Annotated in this window: 13 protein-coding genes; 7 read left to right on the forward strand and 6 right to left on the reverse strand. The window is 69.3% G+C overall.

Annotated features, from left to right (window positions below):
- The first annotated feature begins 105 nt into the window (after positions 1–105).
- Entirely contained in the window at positions 106–1,119 is a 1,014-nt protein-coding gene (locus ACVCL3_RS09930; RefSeq protein WP_447101149.1) for a hypothetical protein, read from the forward strand.
- Here ACVCL3_RS09930 and ACVCL3_RS09935 read toward each other — a convergent pair whose 3' ends face one another.
- On the reverse strand, positions 1,120–1,710 hold the full coding sequence (locus tag ACVCL3_RS09935) for a DNA-3-methyladenine glycosylase I (protein WP_447101150.1): 591 nt from the start codon (positions 1,708–1,710) through the stop codon (positions 1,120–1,122).
- Between the two features lie 120 nt (positions 1,711–1,830).
- On the opposite strand from ACVCL3_RS09935, the gene ACVCL3_RS09940 reads away from it, so the two are divergent.
- Positions 1,831–2,676 (forward strand): DMT family transporter, encoded by an 846-nt coding sequence (locus tag ACVCL3_RS09940; protein WP_395121006.1) that lies wholly within the window; start codon positions 1,831–1,833, stop codon positions 2,674–2,676.
- 78 nt (positions 2,677–2,754) lie between these two features.
- Here ACVCL3_RS09940 and ACVCL3_RS09945 read toward each other — a convergent pair whose 3' ends face one another.
- Both ACVCL3_RS09945 and ACVCL3_RS09950 read right to left on the reverse strand, forming a co-directional pair.
- Entirely contained in the window at positions 2,755–3,723 is a 969-nt protein-coding gene (locus tag ACVCL3_RS09945) for a pyridoxal-phosphate dependent enzyme (RefSeq protein WP_395121005.1), read from the reverse strand.
- Positions 3,720–4,736, reverse strand: coding sequence for an aldose epimerase family protein (locus tag ACVCL3_RS09950; protein WP_447101151.1), 1,017 nt, complete (start codon positions 4,734–4,736; stop codon positions 3,720–3,722). The genes ACVCL3_RS09945 and ACVCL3_RS09950 overlap by 4 nt, the downstream gene beginning before the upstream one ends.
- Before the next feature lie 67 nt (positions 4,737–4,803).
- Here ACVCL3_RS09950 and pepN point away from each other — a divergent pair, with 67 nt between their 5' ends.
- Positions 4,804–7,455, forward strand: coding sequence for an aminopeptidase N (gene pepN / locus ACVCL3_RS09955; protein ID WP_447097520.1), 2,652 nt, complete (start codon positions 4,804–4,806; stop codon positions 7,453–7,455).
- Between the two features lie 87 nt (positions 7,456–7,542).
- Here pepN and ACVCL3_RS09960 read toward each other — a convergent pair whose 3' ends face one another.
- The gene (locus ACVCL3_RS09960; protein WP_395121002.1) at positions 7,543–7,728 is read right to left on the reverse strand and encodes a hypothetical protein; all 186 of its coding nucleotides are present in this window, start codon (positions 7,726–7,728) and stop codon (positions 7,543–7,545) included.
- A 592-nt stretch (positions 7,729–8,320) separates the two neighbouring features.
- Between ACVCL3_RS09960 and mnmG the strand changes: the two genes are divergently transcribed.
- From mnmG to ACVCL3_RS09980, 4 genes are all read left to right on the forward strand, one after another.
- Positions 8,321–10,198, forward strand: coding sequence for a tRNA uridine-5-carboxymethylaminomethyl(34) synthesis enzyme MnmG (gene mnmG, locus ACVCL3_RS09965; RefSeq protein ID WP_447101152.1), 1,878 nt, complete (start codon positions 8,321–8,323; stop codon positions 10,196–10,198).
- An 83-nt stretch (positions 10,199–10,281) separates the two neighbouring features.
- Entirely contained in the window at positions 10,282–11,064 is a 783-nt protein-coding gene (locus ACVCL3_RS09970) for an RDD family protein (protein ID WP_447097522.1), read from the forward strand.
- A 144-nt stretch (positions 11,065–11,208) separates the two neighbouring features.
- The gene (locus tag ACVCL3_RS09975; protein WP_447101153.1) at positions 11,209–13,536 is read left to right on the forward strand and encodes a Tex family protein; all 2,328 of its coding nucleotides are present in this window, start codon (positions 11,209–11,211) and stop codon (positions 13,534–13,536) included.
- Positions 13,537–13,648: 112 nt separating this feature from the next.
- Complete coding sequence (locus ACVCL3_RS09980) at positions 13,649–15,496, forward strand: autotransporter domain-containing protein (RefSeq protein WP_447101154.1); 1,848 nt, start codon at positions 13,649–13,651, stop codon at positions 15,494–15,496.
- A gap of 121 nt (positions 15,497–15,617) precedes the next feature.
- Here ACVCL3_RS09980 and ACVCL3_RS09985 read toward each other — a convergent pair whose 3' ends face one another.
- Both ACVCL3_RS09985 and purD read right to left on the reverse strand, forming a co-directional pair.
- The gene (locus ACVCL3_RS09985; RefSeq protein WP_447097525.1) at positions 15,618–16,490 is read right to left on the reverse strand and encodes a YbaY family lipoprotein; all 873 of its coding nucleotides are present in this window, start codon (positions 16,488–16,490) and stop codon (positions 15,618–15,620) included.
- A 172-nt stretch (positions 16,491–16,662) separates the two neighbouring features.
- Complete coding sequence (gene purD, locus ACVCL3_RS09990) at positions 16,663–17,946, reverse strand: phosphoribosylamine--glycine ligase (protein WP_447097526.1); 1,284 nt, start codon at positions 17,944–17,946, stop codon at positions 16,663–16,665.
- Between the last annotated feature and the right edge of the window lie 57 nt (positions 17,947–18,003).

The raw sequence follows: 18,003 nt of genomic DNA on the forward strand, positions 1-18,003 counted from the left end.
CGCTGACTTCGCGGATTCAACAACCAGCGCACGCTTTTTCGCGCCGGATGCGATCATGGTATCGGCCACAACTCGGTGGACCAGCAACGCATACAGGGGGGCCTGATGATCGAGCTGGAAATCCAGGCCTTGTCGGAACGACGCGAGGGCCTGTTGATGGAAGTGGGCCGGCTGGTGCTGGCCAGCGGTTTCAGCCTGCAGCGGCAGCGACTGGTCCAGGACCCGCACGGCATCCTGCTGACCATGGTGGTGCGCGGGCCGCCGCGAAAAAAGCGCGCGCTGGCGGCGGCGCTGGATGCCCACGAGCGCATCATCAGTTTCGAACTGGAACCGGTCACCGAGGGCGAGGAACGCGCGCACTTCGCCGCCTCGCGCGCGCCGTCGGCCTACGCGCCGCCGCCCCTTCCGGCCGCGCCAACGGCGGCGGAGACGGCGCCGCCCGCGGCGCGGACAACGCCCGCGGCCGCGACTGCGTCGAGCGCCCCCGCTTTCGACGAGGTCGCGCCGGTCAGGCTGGTCACGCCGACGGCGGCACCCGCGCCTCCGCCTGCGGTCGCCGCGCGGCCGACGCCCGAGCCGGATCTCGAATTCATCCTGCCGCCCCCGGCGCCGGCTCCGGTGGCGCCTGCGCCCGCCGTGGTGGCGGAGGCGCCGTTCGTGGAGCTGGTCCCGCTCGAACCCGACCAGGCGGCCATCGACAAGCTGCTGGCGAAACTGGCCACCGAGTACCCGCAAATCATGCCGCGGCTGCAGCAGTTGGATCGCGCGGTGGCCGAAGCGGCGCGCGAACCCTCGCTGGCACTGGCTGGCCGGTGCATCGGCGCGTGGGTCGGCCAGCGCGAGCCGAACCCGGGTGGACGGCTGAACCTGGACCAGGCGATCGCACAGCTTGGCGTACCGGCCTTGCGCGCGCTGGTCGAGGTGGAGCAGGAAGGCAGCCAACTGCACATTCGCCACAGTCCGCTGTGCGGGGAAGCCGGCCACTCCGGCTGCATCTTCTTCAGCGGTTTTCTGGAGGGTCTGCTGGCGCCGGTGCTGGACGGCCGCGAGCTGTCGATCTTCGCCGTGTGCTGCCGCAGCTACGGCGCCGACGACTGCGTGCTGGCGCTGTCGGACTGATCAGCGCGCGGCGCCGCCGGCTTTGTGCCGGAAGCAGCCCACCAGGTGATCGTCGATCATCCCGGTGGCCTGCATCAGCGAGTAGCAGATGGTGCTGCCGACGAAGCGGAAGCCGCGCCTCTTCAGCGCCTTGCTCATGTGGTCGGACTCCGCGGTGGTGGCCGGCACCTCGGCCGGTTCGCGCCAGCGGTTGACCACGGTGCGGCCCTCGACGAAGGACCACAAATAGCCGTCCAGACTGCCGAACTCCGCGATCGCCTCCTGCGCGGCGCGCGCATTGTCGCGCGCCGAGTACACCTTCAGGCGATTGCGGATGATGCCCGGGTCGAGCAGCACCTTCTCTAGTTCGCGGTCGCTCATCGCGGCGACGCGGGGAATCTCGAAATCGTGGAACAGCTTGCGGTAATGCGCGCGCTTGGCCAGCACGGTGCGCCAGGACAGGCCGGCCTGGGCTCCTTCCAGGCAGAGAAACTCGAACAGGCCGCGGTCGTCATGCAGCGGCACGCCCCATTCGGTGTCGTGGTAGGCGCACATCAGCGCGTCGGCGGCGGCGGCCCAGTGGCAGCGGGTGGGTTCGGCGCGTTTGCTCATGGCGACTTCATGTGGCTGTCGATCCGCCAACCGTAACGGAGGCCATTACACTTGTCGCCCCTCTTTTGGCCCATGTCGATGCCGCCTTCCCCGTCACCCCAGCGCGGCGCCGTGCTGGCCATGCTCGTCACCATCGTGCTGTGGGCCTACAGCTGGATCGTGATGAAACAGGTGCTGGCCTGGGCCGGCCCGTTCGATTTCGCCGCGCTGCGCTACCTGCTTGGCGCGGGGGTGCTGTTCGCGGCCTTGCTGCTGTCGGGACGCTCGCTGCGGCCGCCGCCGCTGGGCCCGACGATCCTGATCGGACTGTGCCAGACCGCCGCTTTCCAGGGCCTGGAGCAGTGGGCGCTGCTCGACGGCGGTGCCGGCCACGTGGCCCTGCTCGCCTACACCATGCCGTTCTGGGCAGTGCTGCTGGCGTGGCTGCTGCTGGGCGACCGGCCAACGCCGCGGCACTGGCTCGGCCTGGCGCTGGCGGCCATCGGCCTGCTGTGCATCATCGAACCCTGGCGGCCGATGGGCAGCGCCGCGAGCACCGTGCTGGCCATTCTCGGTGGACTCGCCTGGGCCACCGGCACCGTGCTCAGCAAGCGCCTGTTCCAGCGCCACGCGCCGGACGTGCTCAGCCTCACTGCCTGGCAGATGCTGGCTGGCGGCGTGGTGCTGGGGTTGCTTGCGCTGGTGATGCCGCAGCGACCGCTGGTGTGGAACTGGGCCTTCATCGGCGGTCTCGCCTACAGCGCGGTACTGGCGTCGGCGGCGGCCTGGTGGCTGTGGTCGATCGTGTTGCAGCGGCTGCCGACTACGGTGGCCAGCGTGTCCAGCCTCGGCGTGCCCGTGCTCAGCGTGCTGCTGGCCTGGTGGCTGTTGCACGAGCAGCCGTCGTCACTGGAAGCCACCGGCATCGCGTTCGTGCTGCTGGGCCTGCTCGCGGTCAGCGGGCTGGGGCGCAAGGCTCAGGAGTGAGTGAAGAGGAGTAAGAAGTGAGAGAACAGCAGGGCGCGGCGATCCTGCCGCTCTCTCTCACTTCTCGCTCCTCTCCACTCACTTCCAGCTCCACGGCAAGGCCTGCAGGTCGACGTTGCCGCCGGTGATGACCACGCCGACGCGGCGACCGGCGAAGCGCGCCGGTTGCTGCAGGATCGCCGCCAGCACGGTGGCGCTGGAGACTTCCACCACCTGCTTCAGTTCCGACCACAGCAGTTGCATCGCCGCGATCGTCTCGGCGTCGCTGACGGTGATGATCTCGACATGGTGTGCGCGCAACGCGTCGAGGTTGCGTTCGCCGACCAGCGCGCGCAGGCCGTCGCAGACCGTGTCCGGCACCACCGTGGTGACGCGCTCGCCGTGCGCCATCGACTGCGCCGCGTCGTCGGCGCCGAGCGGCTCGGCGCCGAACAGCGCCAGTGCCGGGTCGATGCCGTGCGCGGCGATCGCCACGCCGCTGGCCAGCCCGCCGCCGCCGACCGGGGTGATCAACGCATCCAGCTCGGGAATCTGCTGCAACAGCTCCAGCGCGACCGTCCCCTGTCCGGCGATGACCCGGCTGTCGGCATAGGGATGCACCAGCTCCGCACCCGTGGCGCGGCGCACCTCCTCGCACATCGCCTCGCGCGCCGCCTGGGTCGGCGCGCAGCGGTGCAGGGTGGCACCGGCGCGTTCGATCGCCGCGAGCTTGGCGCGCACCGCGCCCTCGGGTACCACCACGTGGGCGGCGATGCCGCGGGTGGCCGCGGCCAGCGCCAGCGCGTTGCCGTGGTTGCCGGAGGAATGGGTGACCACGCCGCGCGCGGCCTGCTCCTCATCCAGCGACCACACCGCGTTGCAGGCACCGCGGAACTTGAACGCACCGCCGCGCTGCAGGTGCTCGCACTTGAAATAGAGTCTGGCGCCGCTCAGCGCATCCAGCGCCGGGCTGCACATCACCGGCGTCACTCGCGCATGCGGCGCGATGCGCGTGGCCGCGGCGCGAACCTGCGCCAGCTCGGGAAGCTCTTCGATGGAATGGCTCATGCGCCGACGACCTCGATGCCGCAACGGAAATGGCGCGTGGCGCCGGGTGCCAGCGCGATCGCGTCGGAGCACTCGGGCCGGTTGAACGCATCGGCCATGCATTCCATGGGCTCCAGCGCGACCGCGCGGCGCACGTCGCGCGCCACCGTGTCGGCGGTGAACGCGTGCATCATGCCGCGCTCCTGCCACAGCGCGAGCGCGAAGCCGTGCGACGGATCGCCCAGGCGGGTGCGGATGCGACCGTCCGCATCGGCCTCGAGGTCGGTGTAGCCCTGATCGAGGATACTGTCGCCGATCTGCCGTGGCTCGCGGAAATCCAGCGCCGGCGCATCGTCGAGCGCGACGTAGGCGGCGGCGCCGGGCAGTGCGATCAGGTCGGCGCCGGTGCGGATCAGCGTCTGCGCGGGAATCTGCAGCGGCCAGTCGTCGACAAGGCCACCGCCAGGCAGCCGGAAGTACGGATGCCAGCCGAAGAAGCACGGGGCGAGAGTGTCGCCGACGTTCTTCATGCACGCGTCCAGGCCGAGCCCGGCATCATCCAGGGTGAACTCGACCGCCAGGTCGATCGCGTGCGGGTAGCCCGGGCGCGGACGAATCGCCGCGGTGGTCAACCGCACGCTGGCGGCGGTATCGGTGGCGGCCAGTTGCTCGATCTCGAACAACGCATCGCGCACGAAGCCGTGACGGCTGGCCCGTTCGCTGCCGGTCACGCCGGGATCGAGATCCTGCGCCACGCCGTCGAAGCGGTAGCGCGCATCGGCGACGCGACCGGCGAACGGCACCATGATCGCGAAGCGCGAGCCCGGGCGGCGCTGCACCTCGTCGGCATCGTGGTAGCCGTCGGCCAGTTCGTGCAGGCCGTCGCCGAAAGGCACCTCGAAACCGAGCAGGGCGGCGCCATGCAAGGCCACGCGCACGTGGCGGTTTCCCGCGTGATCGTGCAACGCCACGACGGGCTGCGTGCCCAGCCAGGAACGCTCCACGCCGTAGCGGGTCGAGCCGGAAGCAGTCACCGGATTCTCCTGCGGTTGAACTTGCCCATGTTAGCCTGATCCATCCCCCACCCACGTTGTTCCGCTCATGCACGCACTTCCCCAGCAAGCCGGTCCGGTGATCCGGCTGCGCGATTACCAGCCGCCCGCCTGGCGCGTCGAGTCGATCGAACTGGAGGTCGAGCTCGGCATCGACGCCAGCGAAATCGCCGCACGCCTGCACCTGCGCCGCGATCCGGCGCAACCCTTGCCGCTGCGGCTGGATGGCGAGAACCTGCAACTGGTGTCGATCGCGCTCGATGGTCGCCAGCTGGATACCGAGGCGTACCGCTACGACGGCAGCGTGCTGGAGATCGACGGCGCGCACGACGGCAGCGTGCTGGAAACCCGCGTCCGCGTGCACCCGGCCGCCAACACCGCACTGGAGGGCCTGTACCTGTCCGGCCCGCGCGAGAGCGGCTTCCTGCTCACGCAGTGCGAGGCCGAGGGCTTTCGCCACATCACCTTCTTCCCCGACCGCCCCGACGTGCTGTCGACCTACACCGTGACCCTGCGTGCCGACCGCACCCGTTTCCCGGTGCTGCTGGCCGGCGGCAATCCGGCCGGCGCCGGCGAGCTGGAGGACGGCCGGCACTGGGCGCGATTCGTCGATCCGCACCCGAAACCGAGCTACCTGTTCGCGTTGGTCGCCGGCCACCTGGAAAGCATCGGGCGCGACTATCGCACCGCCGACGGCCGCGCCGTGCAGCTGAAGATCTGGGCCGAGGCCGACGCGATCGGCCGTTGCGGCTATGCGCTGGACGCGCTGGAACGCGCCATGCGCTGGGACGAGCAGCGCTACGGGCGCAACTACGACCTCGACGTGTTCCACGTCGTCGCCACCCACGATTTCAACATGGGCGCGATGGAGAACAAGGGCCTCAACATCTTCAATGCGAAATACCTGCTGGCCGATCCGGACTCCACCACCGACGACGAGTACCGCCACGTCGAGGCGGTCGTCGCACACGAGTATTTCCACAACTGGAGCGGCAACCGCGTCACCTGCCGCGACTGGTTCCAGCTCAGCCTGAAGGAAGGCCTCACGGTGTTCCGCGAGCAGAGCTTTTCGGCCGACATGAATTCCGCGCCGCTCAAGCGAATCGAGGACGTCGCCCTGCTGCGCCGCGCGCAGTTCCCCGAGGACGCCGGCCCGCTGGCCCATCCGGTGCGCCCGGCGCAGTACAGCGAGATCAACAACTTCTATACCGCCACGGTGTACGAGAAAGGCGCCGAGCTGGTGCGCATGCTGGCCGGGCGGCTCGGCGCGGATGGTTTCCGCCGCGGCATGGACCTGTATTTCGAACGCAACGACGGTCGCGCCGCCACGCTGGAGGATTTCCTCGGCGCGCTGGGCGAAGCCAACGGCGTCGATCTGATGGCGTACCTGGCCTGGTACGGCCAGAGCGGCACGCCGCGGCTGCGCGCGCACGGCCAGCACGACGCTGCACGCCGCGAGTACACGTTGACCCTCGGCCAGCACGCGGCGGCCGTCGCCGGCCAGTCGGCCCGCGCGCCGCTGCCGATTCCGGTGAAGCTGGCCCTGTTCGCGAGCGACGGCCGCATGCTGCCGCTGCAACTGGCCGGCGAGGCGAACGACGCCGGCAATGAACGCGTGGTGGTGCTGGAACAGGCCGAGCAGGCACTGGTGTTCACCGGCGTGGACGCGCCGCCGGTGCCATCCCTGCTGCGCGGCTTTTCGGCCCCGGTGATCCTGGAATGCGACTACACGCCGGCCGAACTGGCGCTGCTGCTGGCGCACGACCCGGATGGTTTCAACCGCTGGGAAGCGGGCCAGCTGCTGGCCGCACGCGCCTACGAGAACCTGCGCGACGGCGGCACCGACACCTCGTTGCAGGCCTGGGGCGATGCGCTGGCCCGCCTGTTCGCCGACGGCAACATGGACGATGCCCTGCTGGCCGACCTGCTCACCCCGCCGGGCGAGATCGAACTGGCCGAACGCGAAGGCGCTGTCGATCCCGAGCGCATCCACCAGCTGCGCCAGGCCTTGCAACGCAGGCTGGCCGAACGGCTCGGCGCCGACGCGCTGGAGCAGCGCTATCGCACGCTGGCCGCACGCCGCTCGACCGCGCTGGATGCCGCCAGCCAGGCCAGCCGTCGACTCAGCCGCCGCCTGCTGGAGTTGCTGGAGGCCTGCGCCAGCGAACGCGCGCAGCCATTGGCCGCGGCGCAGTACCACGACGCGCCGGGCATGACCGACCGCCTCGCCGCGCTCGCGGTGCTGGTGCGCGGCCAGTCCGCTGCGGGCGAACAGGCGCTGGCGGACTATCGCGAGCGCCACGCCGGCAATGCACTGGCGCTGGACAAGTGGTTTGCGGTGCAGGCGCAGTTGCCCGGCAACGCGGCGCTGCCGCGCGTGATGCGACTGGAAAAGGACCCGGCGTTCACCCTGCACAACCCGAACCGGGTGCAGTCGCTGCTGGGTTCGTTCGTGCGCGGCAACCCCAGCGGATTCCATCGCGCCGACGGCGCCGGCTATCGGTTCCTGACCGAGCGGCTGGGTACGCTGGACGCGCTCAACCCGCAGGTGGCGGCGCGCCTGGCCACGGCGTTCAACGGATGGCAGCGGCTGGAACCGGGGCGCCGTGCGCTGGCGCGGACGGCGATTGCGGAGCTGGCCGGCAGCGCCGGCCTGTCACGCAACCTGGGCGAAATCATCGGCAACGTGCTGAACCACTGAAATCCGCGCGACGCATGCGGGCAGCGGCCGATCGCTTCGGCTGCCTGGCGCGCACGGCATCGACGCCGCGCGGCGGCAGCCGGCATTTCAGACGGCCAGGTGGTCCAGCGCCTCGAGCAGGCTCTGCATGCGCGATTCCAGGTCCGGCTGCATGTCGTCGCGCACGTCGTTGTCGAACTCGCTCAGGTGGTCCATCGCCATCTCCACCTCGCCGATCTCGACCAGCAGGTCGTGATGCGGATAGACGGGCTGGAAATCGAAGTTCATGTCCATGGCGAATTCCTGAATGGGTCAATGGGTGGGTAGTGATGAACAAGCATCACCCGTGCCAATGTGTGATTCCCGTCACAGCCAACCTGCCGCGTCTGCCGCGACACTGACGTCCCGCGTCAGCTGTTGCCGCGAGCCGGCATAAAGTCCCCTTTCAGTCACCCTTCGTTCACGCGTTTCCGGCGAAGATCAACCTCACGTTTCACCTTCGAATTCCCATCGCTTTCTGGCGCCCGGCAATACGGTCATCCTGGATTCCCCCTGTTCCTGAGACCGCCTGGCGCCAGATCTACATGACACGAAGCCCCGCGCATGCCGCGGGGCTTCGTGTTTCCGGGCCTGGCGTCGCATCGCGCATCCACCGGCGCCACAAAAGACGACGGCACCCGAAGGTGCCGTCTTGCTTCCTCTCACGGTACGCGATCGAACCCCTGTCCGCTCGACCTCGGCGCGCGATCCTCGCGCAGCGTCTGCCCATGAAAGTGCAAGCCGGATGAAGCACGATCCATGCCACTTTCAGGCAATCTTCGACGGCAGACGTATCGCGTTACCATGACGCCCACTTTTGTCACTTTTGCGCGCTCCGGGCAACAGCATGCGTCACCCCACCTGCTACGACGTCATCGTGATCGGCGGCGGCCACGCCGGCACCGAGGCCGCGCTGGCCGCCGCGCGCACCGGCGCGCGCACCCTGCTGCTCAGCCACAGCATCGAGACGATCGGCCAGATGAGCTGCAACCCGGCCATCGGCGGCATCGGCAAGGGCCACCTGGTGAAGGAGATCGACGCGCTGGGCGGTGCCATGGCCCACGCCGCCGACCTTGCCGGCATCCAGTGGCGCACGCTGAACGCCTCGAAGGGCCCGGCCGTGCGCGCCACCCGCTGCCAGGCCGACCGTGCGCTGTACAAGGCGGCGATCCGGCGCATGGTGGAAACCCAGCCGAACCTCGAACTGTTCCAGCAGGCGGTGGACGACCTGATCATCGAGAACGGCCGCGTCTGCGGCGTGGTCACCCAGATGGGACTCGCCTTCGACGCGCGCACGGTGGTGCTTACCGCCGGCACGTTCCTCGCCGGCAAGATCCACATCGGCCAGGCGCAGTACGCCGGCGGGCGCGCCGGCGATCCGCCGGCCAGCACGCTGGCGCAAAGGCTGCGCGAGCTGCCGGTCGCCGCCGACCGGCTGAAGACCGGCACGCCGCCGCGCATCGACAGCCGCAGCATCGACTTCAGCGGGCTGGAAGAACAGCACGGCGACGATCCCGCGCCGGTGTTCTCCTATCTCGGCAACCGCGCCGAGCATCCGCGCCAGGTCAGCTGCTGGATCACCCACACCAGCGAGCGCACCCACGAGATCATCCGCGGCGCGCTGGACCGCTCGCCGCTTTACACCGGCCAGATCGAGGGCGTCGGCCCGCGCTACTGCCCGTCGATCGAGGACAAGGTGGTGCGCTTCGCCGAGAAGCCGTCGCACCAGATCTTCATCGAGCCGGAAGGACTGGACACGTTCGAGATCTATCCGAACGGCATCTCCACCTCGCTGCCCTACGACGTGCAACTGGCGCTGGTGCACTCGATCCCCGGCTTCGAGCACGCCCACATCACCCGCCCCGGCTACGCCATCGAGTACGACTACTTCGATCCGCGCGGACTTCACCCCTGGCTCGAAACGAAGGCGATCCCCGGCCTGTACTTCGCCGGCCAGATCAACGGCACCACCGGCTACGAGGAAGCCGCCGCGCAAGGCCTGCTCGCCGGGCTCAACGCCGCGCTGGCCGTGCAGGGCAAGGCACCGTGGTATCCGCGCCGCGACGAGGCATACATCGGCGTGCTGATCGACGACCTCACCAGCAACGGCACCATCGAGCCGTACCGCATGTTCACCTCGCGCGCCGAATACCGCTTGCACCTGCGCGAGGACAACGCCGACCTGCGCCTGACCGAGCAGGGTTTCGCGCTGGGCGTGGTGCCGCCGGCACGCGTCGAGGCGCTGCGCGCCAGGCGCGAGGCGGTCGAGCGGGAACTGCAGCGCCTCGGCGGTCTGTGCGCCGCGCCGGCCAATGCACTGGGTGCGGCGCTCGAGCGCCAGCTCGGCATCGCGCTCAGCCGCGAAACCAGCGCGGTCGACCTGCTGCGCCGGCCCGAACTCGACTACGCTAGCCTCGCCGGCGTGCCCGGGTTCGGCCCGCCGGTGGCGCGCCAGGACGTGGCGGCGCAGGTCGAGGTGCAGGTGAAGTACGCCGGCTATCTCGAACGCCAGCGCGAAGAGATCGAGCGCCAGCGCCGGCACGAACACACCGCGATCCCGGCCGACTTCGACTATGACAAGGTGCGCGGGCTGTCGGCGGAAGTGCTGCTCAAGCTCAAACGCTCGCTGCCGGCGACGCTGGGCCAGGCCGCGCGCGTCAGCGGCGTCACTCCCGCGGCGATCTCGCTGCTGCTGGTCCACCTGAAGCGCCGCGACGCAGCCTGAGAATCACCCCCTGCTCCCGGCACAGCGCCGGCGCGCGCACTCATGGCATCATGCGCACTCCACACAGCCCCGGGGAGTGCGCAATGGAAATCTGGATCGGCCGCGACGGCGAACGGCATGGGCCATACAAGGAAAGTGACGTGCGCGAGTGGTTGCGCAGCGGCAAGGTCAGCCCCGACGATCTCGCCTGGTACGAAGGCCTCGCCGACTGGCAGCCGCTGTCGGTACTGTTCCGCGACGCGGTACCGGCCGCCACTCCGCCTGCCGACAACCCCTACGCGGCACCGGCCACCCCGCTGCAGGCGCTGCCGCAGACCACCGCCGCGGTGCTGGAGGATTACGCCGGCTTCTGGAAGCGGTTGGCGGCGTACATCCTCGACGCGATCGTGCTGTACATCCCCAACAACCTGGTGATCATGCGCTCGATGGGCGACGGTGCCGCGCAGGAAACGATGAAGCAGGCGATGATGGCGGCGCCCGGCGATCCGCACGTGATGCTCGCCGCCTACGGCCAGTACTACGCGACGATGGGCACGGCGATCCTGCTCACCGCCGTGCTGACCTGGCTGTATTTCGCCGTGTGCGAAAGCTCGCCGTGGCAGGCCACGCTGGGCAAGCTGGCACTGGGCATCCGCGTCACCGACCTCGAAGGCCGGCGGATCAGCTTCTGGCGGGCACTGGGCCGCTACCTGGCCAAGTTCCTCAGCACGATCATCCTCTTCATCGGCTTCATGATGGCCGGCTGGACGCGCCGCAAGCAGGCTCTGCACGACATGCTCTGCAGCACTCTGGTGCTCAACGGCCGCGCCAGCGAGTTCAAGCCGGATGCCACTGCGACCGGCAAGAGCAACTCCTTCAGCGCCTGATCGGCCTTGTTCCACACACGGCGCCGCGGTTCGTCCGCGGCGCCGTTTTCATTGGCGCGCCGACGATTCCCGGGCGCTTGTTATCATCAACGGCTTGACCTTTTCATTCGGCGGCACCGCGCCGCCGCCAGGAACGCTCCACCCATGCCCAGCATCGAACAACGCATTGCCCACGACATCGCCGCGAAGACCGAACAGGTGCGCGCGGCGGTGGACCTGCTCGACGGCGGCGCCACCGTGCCGTTCATCGCGCGCTACCGCAAGGAAGTCACCGGCGGCCTCGACGACACCCAGCTGCGCCTGCTGGAAGAACGCCTGCGCTACCTGCGGGAACTGGAAGAACGCCGCGCGGCGATCCTCGCCAGCGTCGAGGAACAGGGCAAGCTCGACGACGCCTTGAAGGCGGACATCCTCGCCGCCGACACCAAGGCGCGGCTGGAGGATCTGTACCTGCCGTACAAGCCCAAGCGCCGCACCAAGGCGCAGATCGCCCGCGAGGCCGGGCTGGAACCGCTGGCAACTGGCCTGCGCGAGGATCCCACGCGATCGCCGGAAGCCTTCGCCGAAGCGTTCGTCGATGCGGACAAGGGCGTGGCCGACGTGCGCGCCGCACTCGACGGCGCGCGCGCAATCCTGATGGAAGCGATCGCCGAGGACGCGCACCTGGTCGGCGAGCTGCGCGACTGGCTGTGGTCGCAAGGGCAGATTCGCGCCAAGGTGGTCGCGGGCAAGGAGAACGAAGGCGCCAAGTTCCGCGACTACTTCGACCACGTCGAGCCGATCGGCAAGATCCCCTCGCACCGCCTGCTGGCGCTGATGCGCGCGCGCAACGAAGGCGTGATCGAACTGGAACTGGCGCCCGCCGCCGACAGCGAACAGGGCCACGCCGAGGGCGAGGGCCGCGTCGCGGCGCACGCGAACATCCACGACCGCGGTCGTGCCGCCGACGCCTGGCTGCGCGAGACCGTGCGCCTGACCTGGCGCGTGAAGCTGCACCTGCACCTCACGCTGGACCTGTTCGGCCGCGTGCGCGAAGGCGCCGAGGACGAGGCGATCCGCGTGTTCGGCGACAACCTGAAGGACCTGATGCTGGCCGCACCGGCCGGCGCGAAGACCGTGATGGGGCTCGATCCCGGCATCCGCACCGGCTGCAAGGTGGCGGTGGTCGACGCCACCGGCAAGCTGCTGGCCACCGACACGATCTACCCGCTGGAGCCGCGCCGGCAGTGGAACGAATCGCTGGTTTCGCTGGCGAAGCTGTGCAAGCAGCACAACGTCGACCTGATCGCGATCGGCAACGGCACCGGCTCGCGCGAGACCGACAAGCTGGCCGGCGAGCTGATCAGGAAGCTGGCCGACGCGAAGCTGTCGAAGATCGTGGTGAGCGAGGCCGGCGCCTCGGTGTATTCGGCCTCCGAACTCGCCGCGAAGGAGTTCCCCGGACTGGACGTGAGCCTGCGCGGCGCCGTCTCGATCGCGCGACGGCTGCAGGACCCGCTGGCCGAACTGGTGAAGATCGAGCCGAAGGCGATCGGCGTGGGCCAGTACCAGCACGACGTGAACCAGATCAAGCTGGCGCGCGCGCTGGACGCCAAGGTGGAGGACTGCGTCAACGCCGTCGGCGTGGACGTCAACACCGCCTCGGCCGCGCTGCTGTCGCGCGTGGCCGGGCTATCGGCATCGGTGGCCGAGAATGTGGTGAAGCACCGCGATGCGAACGGCCCGTTCCCGAACCGCAAGGCGCTGCTGAAGGTGCCGCGGCTCGGCGACAAGGCCTTCGAGCAGTGCGCCGGTTTCCTGCGCGTGCCCGACGGCGACAACCCGCTGGACGCCAGCGCGGTGCATCCGGAAGCCTACCCGGTGGTCGAGCGGATCATCGCCCAGTGCGGCCGCGAGGTGCGCAACATCATCGGCGACGCCGGCTTCCTGCGCGGGCTCAAGCCCGAGCAATTCACCGATGAAAAGTTCGGCGTGCCGACCGTGCGCGACATCCTGAAAGAGCTGGAAAAGCCCGGCCGCGACCCGCGCCCGGAGTTCGTGGCGCCGCGCTTTGCCGAAGGCGTCGAGGACGTGAAGGATCTGAAGCCCGGGATGATCCTGGAAGGCCGCGTCACCAACGTCGCCGCATTCGGTGCCTTCGTCGACATCGGCGTGCACCAGGACGGCCTGGTGCATGTCTCGGCGCTGTCGCACAGCTTCGTGAAGGACCCGCGCGACGCGGTGAAGGCCGGCGACATCGTCAAGGTCAAGGTGATGGAGGTGGACCTTCCTCGCCAGCGCATCGGCCTCAGCATGCGCCTGGACGACGAACCGGGGCAGGCGCGCGGCAGCCGTCCGGGCGCCGGCAGCGATGCCCGTGGCGGCTCGCGCGACGGCCGCGGCCCGCGTCCGGGGGGCGGCGCACCCAAGCCCGCGGCCGCGCCCGCCAGCAACGCTTTCGCCGACGCGTTCGCGCGCGCCGGCAAGCGCTGAACGCCGACCACCATCCGCCTGCGGCGGCGATGCGCTGCAGCATGCGGTTCCGTATGGAATACCGTACCGTAACCCGCAACGAACAAGGCCATCCCGGCCGAGGAGTACTTCCATGCTTCGCACCCGCCATCTGGCCGGCGCCATCGCAACCGCCATGCTGTTCAGCACGGCCGCCGCAGCCGCCGATTTCAGCAACGTCATCGTCTTCGGCGACAGCCTGAGCGACAACGGCAACATCTCGCTGGCCAGCGCACCGGCGATCCAGCCGCCGCTGCGCTTCACCACCAACCCGGGCACCACCGCGGCGGAGAACGTGGCGACGGGCCTGGGCTTCACGCTGGCGCCGTCGGCGGCCGGCGGCACCGACTACGCCTGGGGCGGCGCGGGCTTCGTCAACAACGTCGCCGCGGTACCGACCATCGCCCAGCAGCTGCAGATGTACCTCGGCGCGAACGGCGGCAAGGCCGACTCGCGTGCGCTGTACCAGGTCTGGGGCGGCGCCAACGACATCTTCTACCTGAGCGGTACGCTGAGCGATCCGAACGCGATCTCCGCCGGCGCGGTCAATGCGGCGCAGACCGAGCTTGGCGTGCTCGCCGGCCTGCAGGCGGCCGGCGCGAAATACGTGCTGGTCTACAACCTGCCCGATCTCGGCAAGACCCCGCAGGCCGCGCTCGGCGGCGCCACCGCACAGGCCGGCGCCAGCCAGCTCGCCGTGCTCTACAACGGCGTGCTCAACAGCGGCCTGGCGCAACTGAGCAACAACGGCCTGAACATCATCCCGGCGAACACCTACGCGCTGCTCAACGAAGTGATCGCCAACCCGGGCGCCTACGGTTTCAGCAACGTCACCGCGCCGGCCTGCGGCGCCGGTTCCAGTTCGGTGCAGTGCGGCCCGCAGGGCTCGGGCCTGCCGTACAGCTACGCGGCCGGCGCCGACCAGACCTACCTGTTCGCCGACGGCGTGCACCCGACCACCGCCGCCCACGCCATGCTGGGCCAGTACGTGCTGTCGGTGATCCACGCGCCGGAGCAGATCTCGCTGCTCGGCGAAGCGCCGCTGGCGGCCAGCGCCGTGCAGAACCGCGTGATGCGCGACCAGATGCTGACCACCGGCAAGGACGGCGACGTGCGCACCTTCGTCAACATCGACTACGCCCGGCAACGCTTCGACGCCAGCAACAACTCGCCGCGCACCAACAGCGACAACCTCAACTTCACCCTGGGCGCGAACTATTTCGCCGGCGAGCACGTCACTGCCGGCGTGGCGCTCGGCGTCGGCCAGCACAACGCCGACTTCTCCGGCGGCGGCGGCTACAAGCTGCAGGACGTCAGCGGCCTGGGCTACGTCGGCTACCACAACGGTGGCGGCTACGTGGGCGGCTACGTCAACTTCGGCCAGTCCAACTTCAAGGACATCGAGCGCCGCATGAACATCGGCGCGATGCAGCGCACCGAGACCGGCAAGACCGACGGCTCGCACCTTGGCGGCGGCGTCACCGGCGGCTGGTGGTTCGAGCTGGGCAACGACTTGCAGACCGGCCCGTTCGCCACCGTCGACTGGGAGACCGTGAAGATCAGCGGCTACAGCGAGAGCGGCAACGACAGCAGCGCGATGTGGTTCGGCCGCCAGCAGCGCGACTCGCTGATATCCACCTTGGGCTGGCGCCTGCGCGGCCAGTGGCAGGTCAACAACCTGGTGATGTCGCCGTATGCCGAACTGGGCTGGAACCACGACAGCAAGGCCGATGCACGTGAGGTCCGCGCCGGCCTCAACAGCATGAACGGCAGCTTCGCGCTGACCGGCTTCAGCCCCGACCAGAGCTGGGGCGCCGCCACGCTGGGGCTGTCCGCCCGGCTGACCCCCAGCGTGCAAAGCTGGATCGGCTACAGCGGCCGCTTCGGCGACAACAGCCAGAAGTACAACAGCGTCAACATGGGCGTGCGGATCGACCTCTGATCCGGCCAGGCCGCGACTCGGCCGGCCCGGGCCGGGTCACATCCATGAAAAAGCCGCCCGCTGATGCGGGCGGCTTTTTCTTTGCGAGCTTCCCGCTCGACGCGGGAGAGTCTGCAGCGACTTACTTGTTCTTGCCGTTGGTGGCGAGGCCGAGGATGGTCATCGCCTCCTGCTTGAGCTTCGCCGCCTCGGCCGGGTCCAGCGGCTGCACGTCGCTGCCGACCTGGTGCTGCTTCAGCACCAGCGTGCCGTCATCGCTCCAGCCGGCACGGTCGATCGAGGAGGGCTTGCCGTCGCGGCTGGCCATGTGCTGCTGCACGATCGCCCACGGCTTGCCGTCCTTGTAGGCATAGTCGGTGCTGGTGAAGCCGTCCTTGGTGTACTCGACCAGCTCGCGGATGAACTGGATCTGGCCGTCCTGGCGGAACAGCTGCCAGCCGCGCGAGGCGTCCTTCTCCAGCTTGGTGCCGTGATTGACCTTCATCGCACCGAGCTGCTTCTGCACGTCGTCGAACGCGGCCAGCAATTTTTCCCCGGGGGTCTGCTCGGCGACCAGCTGGATCGACACCGCGTCGTTCTGGCTGCCCTTGGCCAGCACCGGCGCCTGGATCGGCATCACGTACTGGCGCTCGCCGTCGGTCAGGATCGCCTGCACCACGTACAGGTCGTTCGGCTTGACGTCGGCCGGATTGAAGGTGAGCTTGAACGGCTGCGGAAAGCTGCCGGCCGGCGAGGTCTTGGTGGCCAGCGGCGCGGAGCCGACCGCGGTGGAGGAGACATCGACCAGGTTCAGCACCAGCGTTGCCTTGTCCGAAGGCTGCGGCGTACCTGCGCGCAGGGAGATCGTGCCGCTGACTTCGCTGGGGATCGATACCTTGGCCGCACTTTCGGCGTTGGCGGGACCGCCGTTTGCGGCCTGATCCGACGACGAACCTTGGCAGCCGGCGAGGGCCAGCGCAGCAACCGATACCAGCGACAAAACCGTCTTGCGCATGCCAGAAACCTCTTTATGCGTGAAATCGACACGTGGTCGCGCGGGCCTGGTGGCGCCACGACTCTACGCGGGGGAGCCTGCAAGCATATCGCAAAAAAGCGGGCGCGGAAAAGTCAATCCCCGCCTGCCCGCCGTGCGCGCGCGTACGCTGCATGCCGGCGCTGCAGCGCTTTCAGCGTCGATGCAAGGCGCGATGGGCGATGTCGCGGCGGTGAAACGCACCCTCCCAGCGCAGCCTGCCGACCGCCGCATAGGCGCGCTCGCGCGCCGCGGCAAGATCGCTGCCCAGCGCACACACGCAGAGCACGCGCCCGCCCGACGTCACCACGCGACCCTGCGCGTCGCGGGCGGTGCCGCCGTGGAACACCTTCACGTCGCCATCGTCGATGTCGTCCAGGCCCGCGATCGAATCGCCCGTGCGCACGCGTCCGGGGTAACCGGCGGCGGCCATCACCACGCCAATGGAGGGGCGGCTGTCCCAGCGCGCGCGGGTCTGCGCCAGATGGCCGTCCAGCGCGGCGTCGATCAGCTCGACCAGATCGGACTTCAGCCGCAACAAGATCGGTTGGGTTTCCGGGTCGCCGAAGCGCACGTTGAACTCGATCACCTTCGGCGCGCCGGACTTGTCGATCATCAGGCCGGCGTAGAGGAAGCCGATGAAAGGCGCGCCCTCGGCCGCCATGCCGCGCAGGGTCGGCTCGATCACTTCCTTCAGGATGCGCTGCTCGACCTCCGGCGTGACCACCGGCGCCGGCGAGTACGCGCCCATGCCGCCGGTGTTCGGACCGAGGTCGCCCTCGTCGCGGCGCTTGTGGTCCTGGCTGGAGGCCATCGGCAACGCGTGGCTGCCGTCGCTCATCACGATGTAGCTGGCCTCCTCGCCGTCGAGGAACTCCTCGATCACCACCCGCGCCGAGGCGTCGCCGAACGCGTGCGCGCCGAGCATGTCGTGCAGCGCCAGTTCCGCATCGGCCAGGGTCAGCGCCACCACCACGCCCTTGCCGGCAGCGAGGCCGTCGGCCTTGATCACGATCGGCGCGCCCTGCCGGCGTACGTAGGCCAGCGCGGGATTGAGTTCGGTGAACACCGCGTAGTGCGCGGTGGGGATGTTGTGCCGCTGCAGGAAATCCTTGGCGAACGCCTTGGAACCTTCCAGCTGCGCGGCGATCGCGCGCGGCCCGAAGATGCGCAGGCCGGCGGCGCGGAACTTGTCGACCACGCCGGCCACCAGCGGCACCTCGGGGCCGACCACGGTCAGCCCGACCTTCTCGCGTTTCGCCAACTGCAGCAGGCCATCGAGGTCGTTCATCGCGACCTCGGCGTTGCGCACGCCCGGTTCGCGCGCGGTACCGGCGTTGCCGGGGGCCACGATCACCTCGTCGACCTGCACGGACTGCCCGAGCTTCCACGCCAGCGCGTGCTCGCGTCCGCCGCTGCCGATGACCAGAACCTTCATTGCCGCACTCCCGCTCGCCACCCGGCGCAGTCGCCCATTGTAGCGGCAGCGATCCGC

Source organism: Rhodanobacter sp. UC4437_H4 (assembly GCF_052978425.1).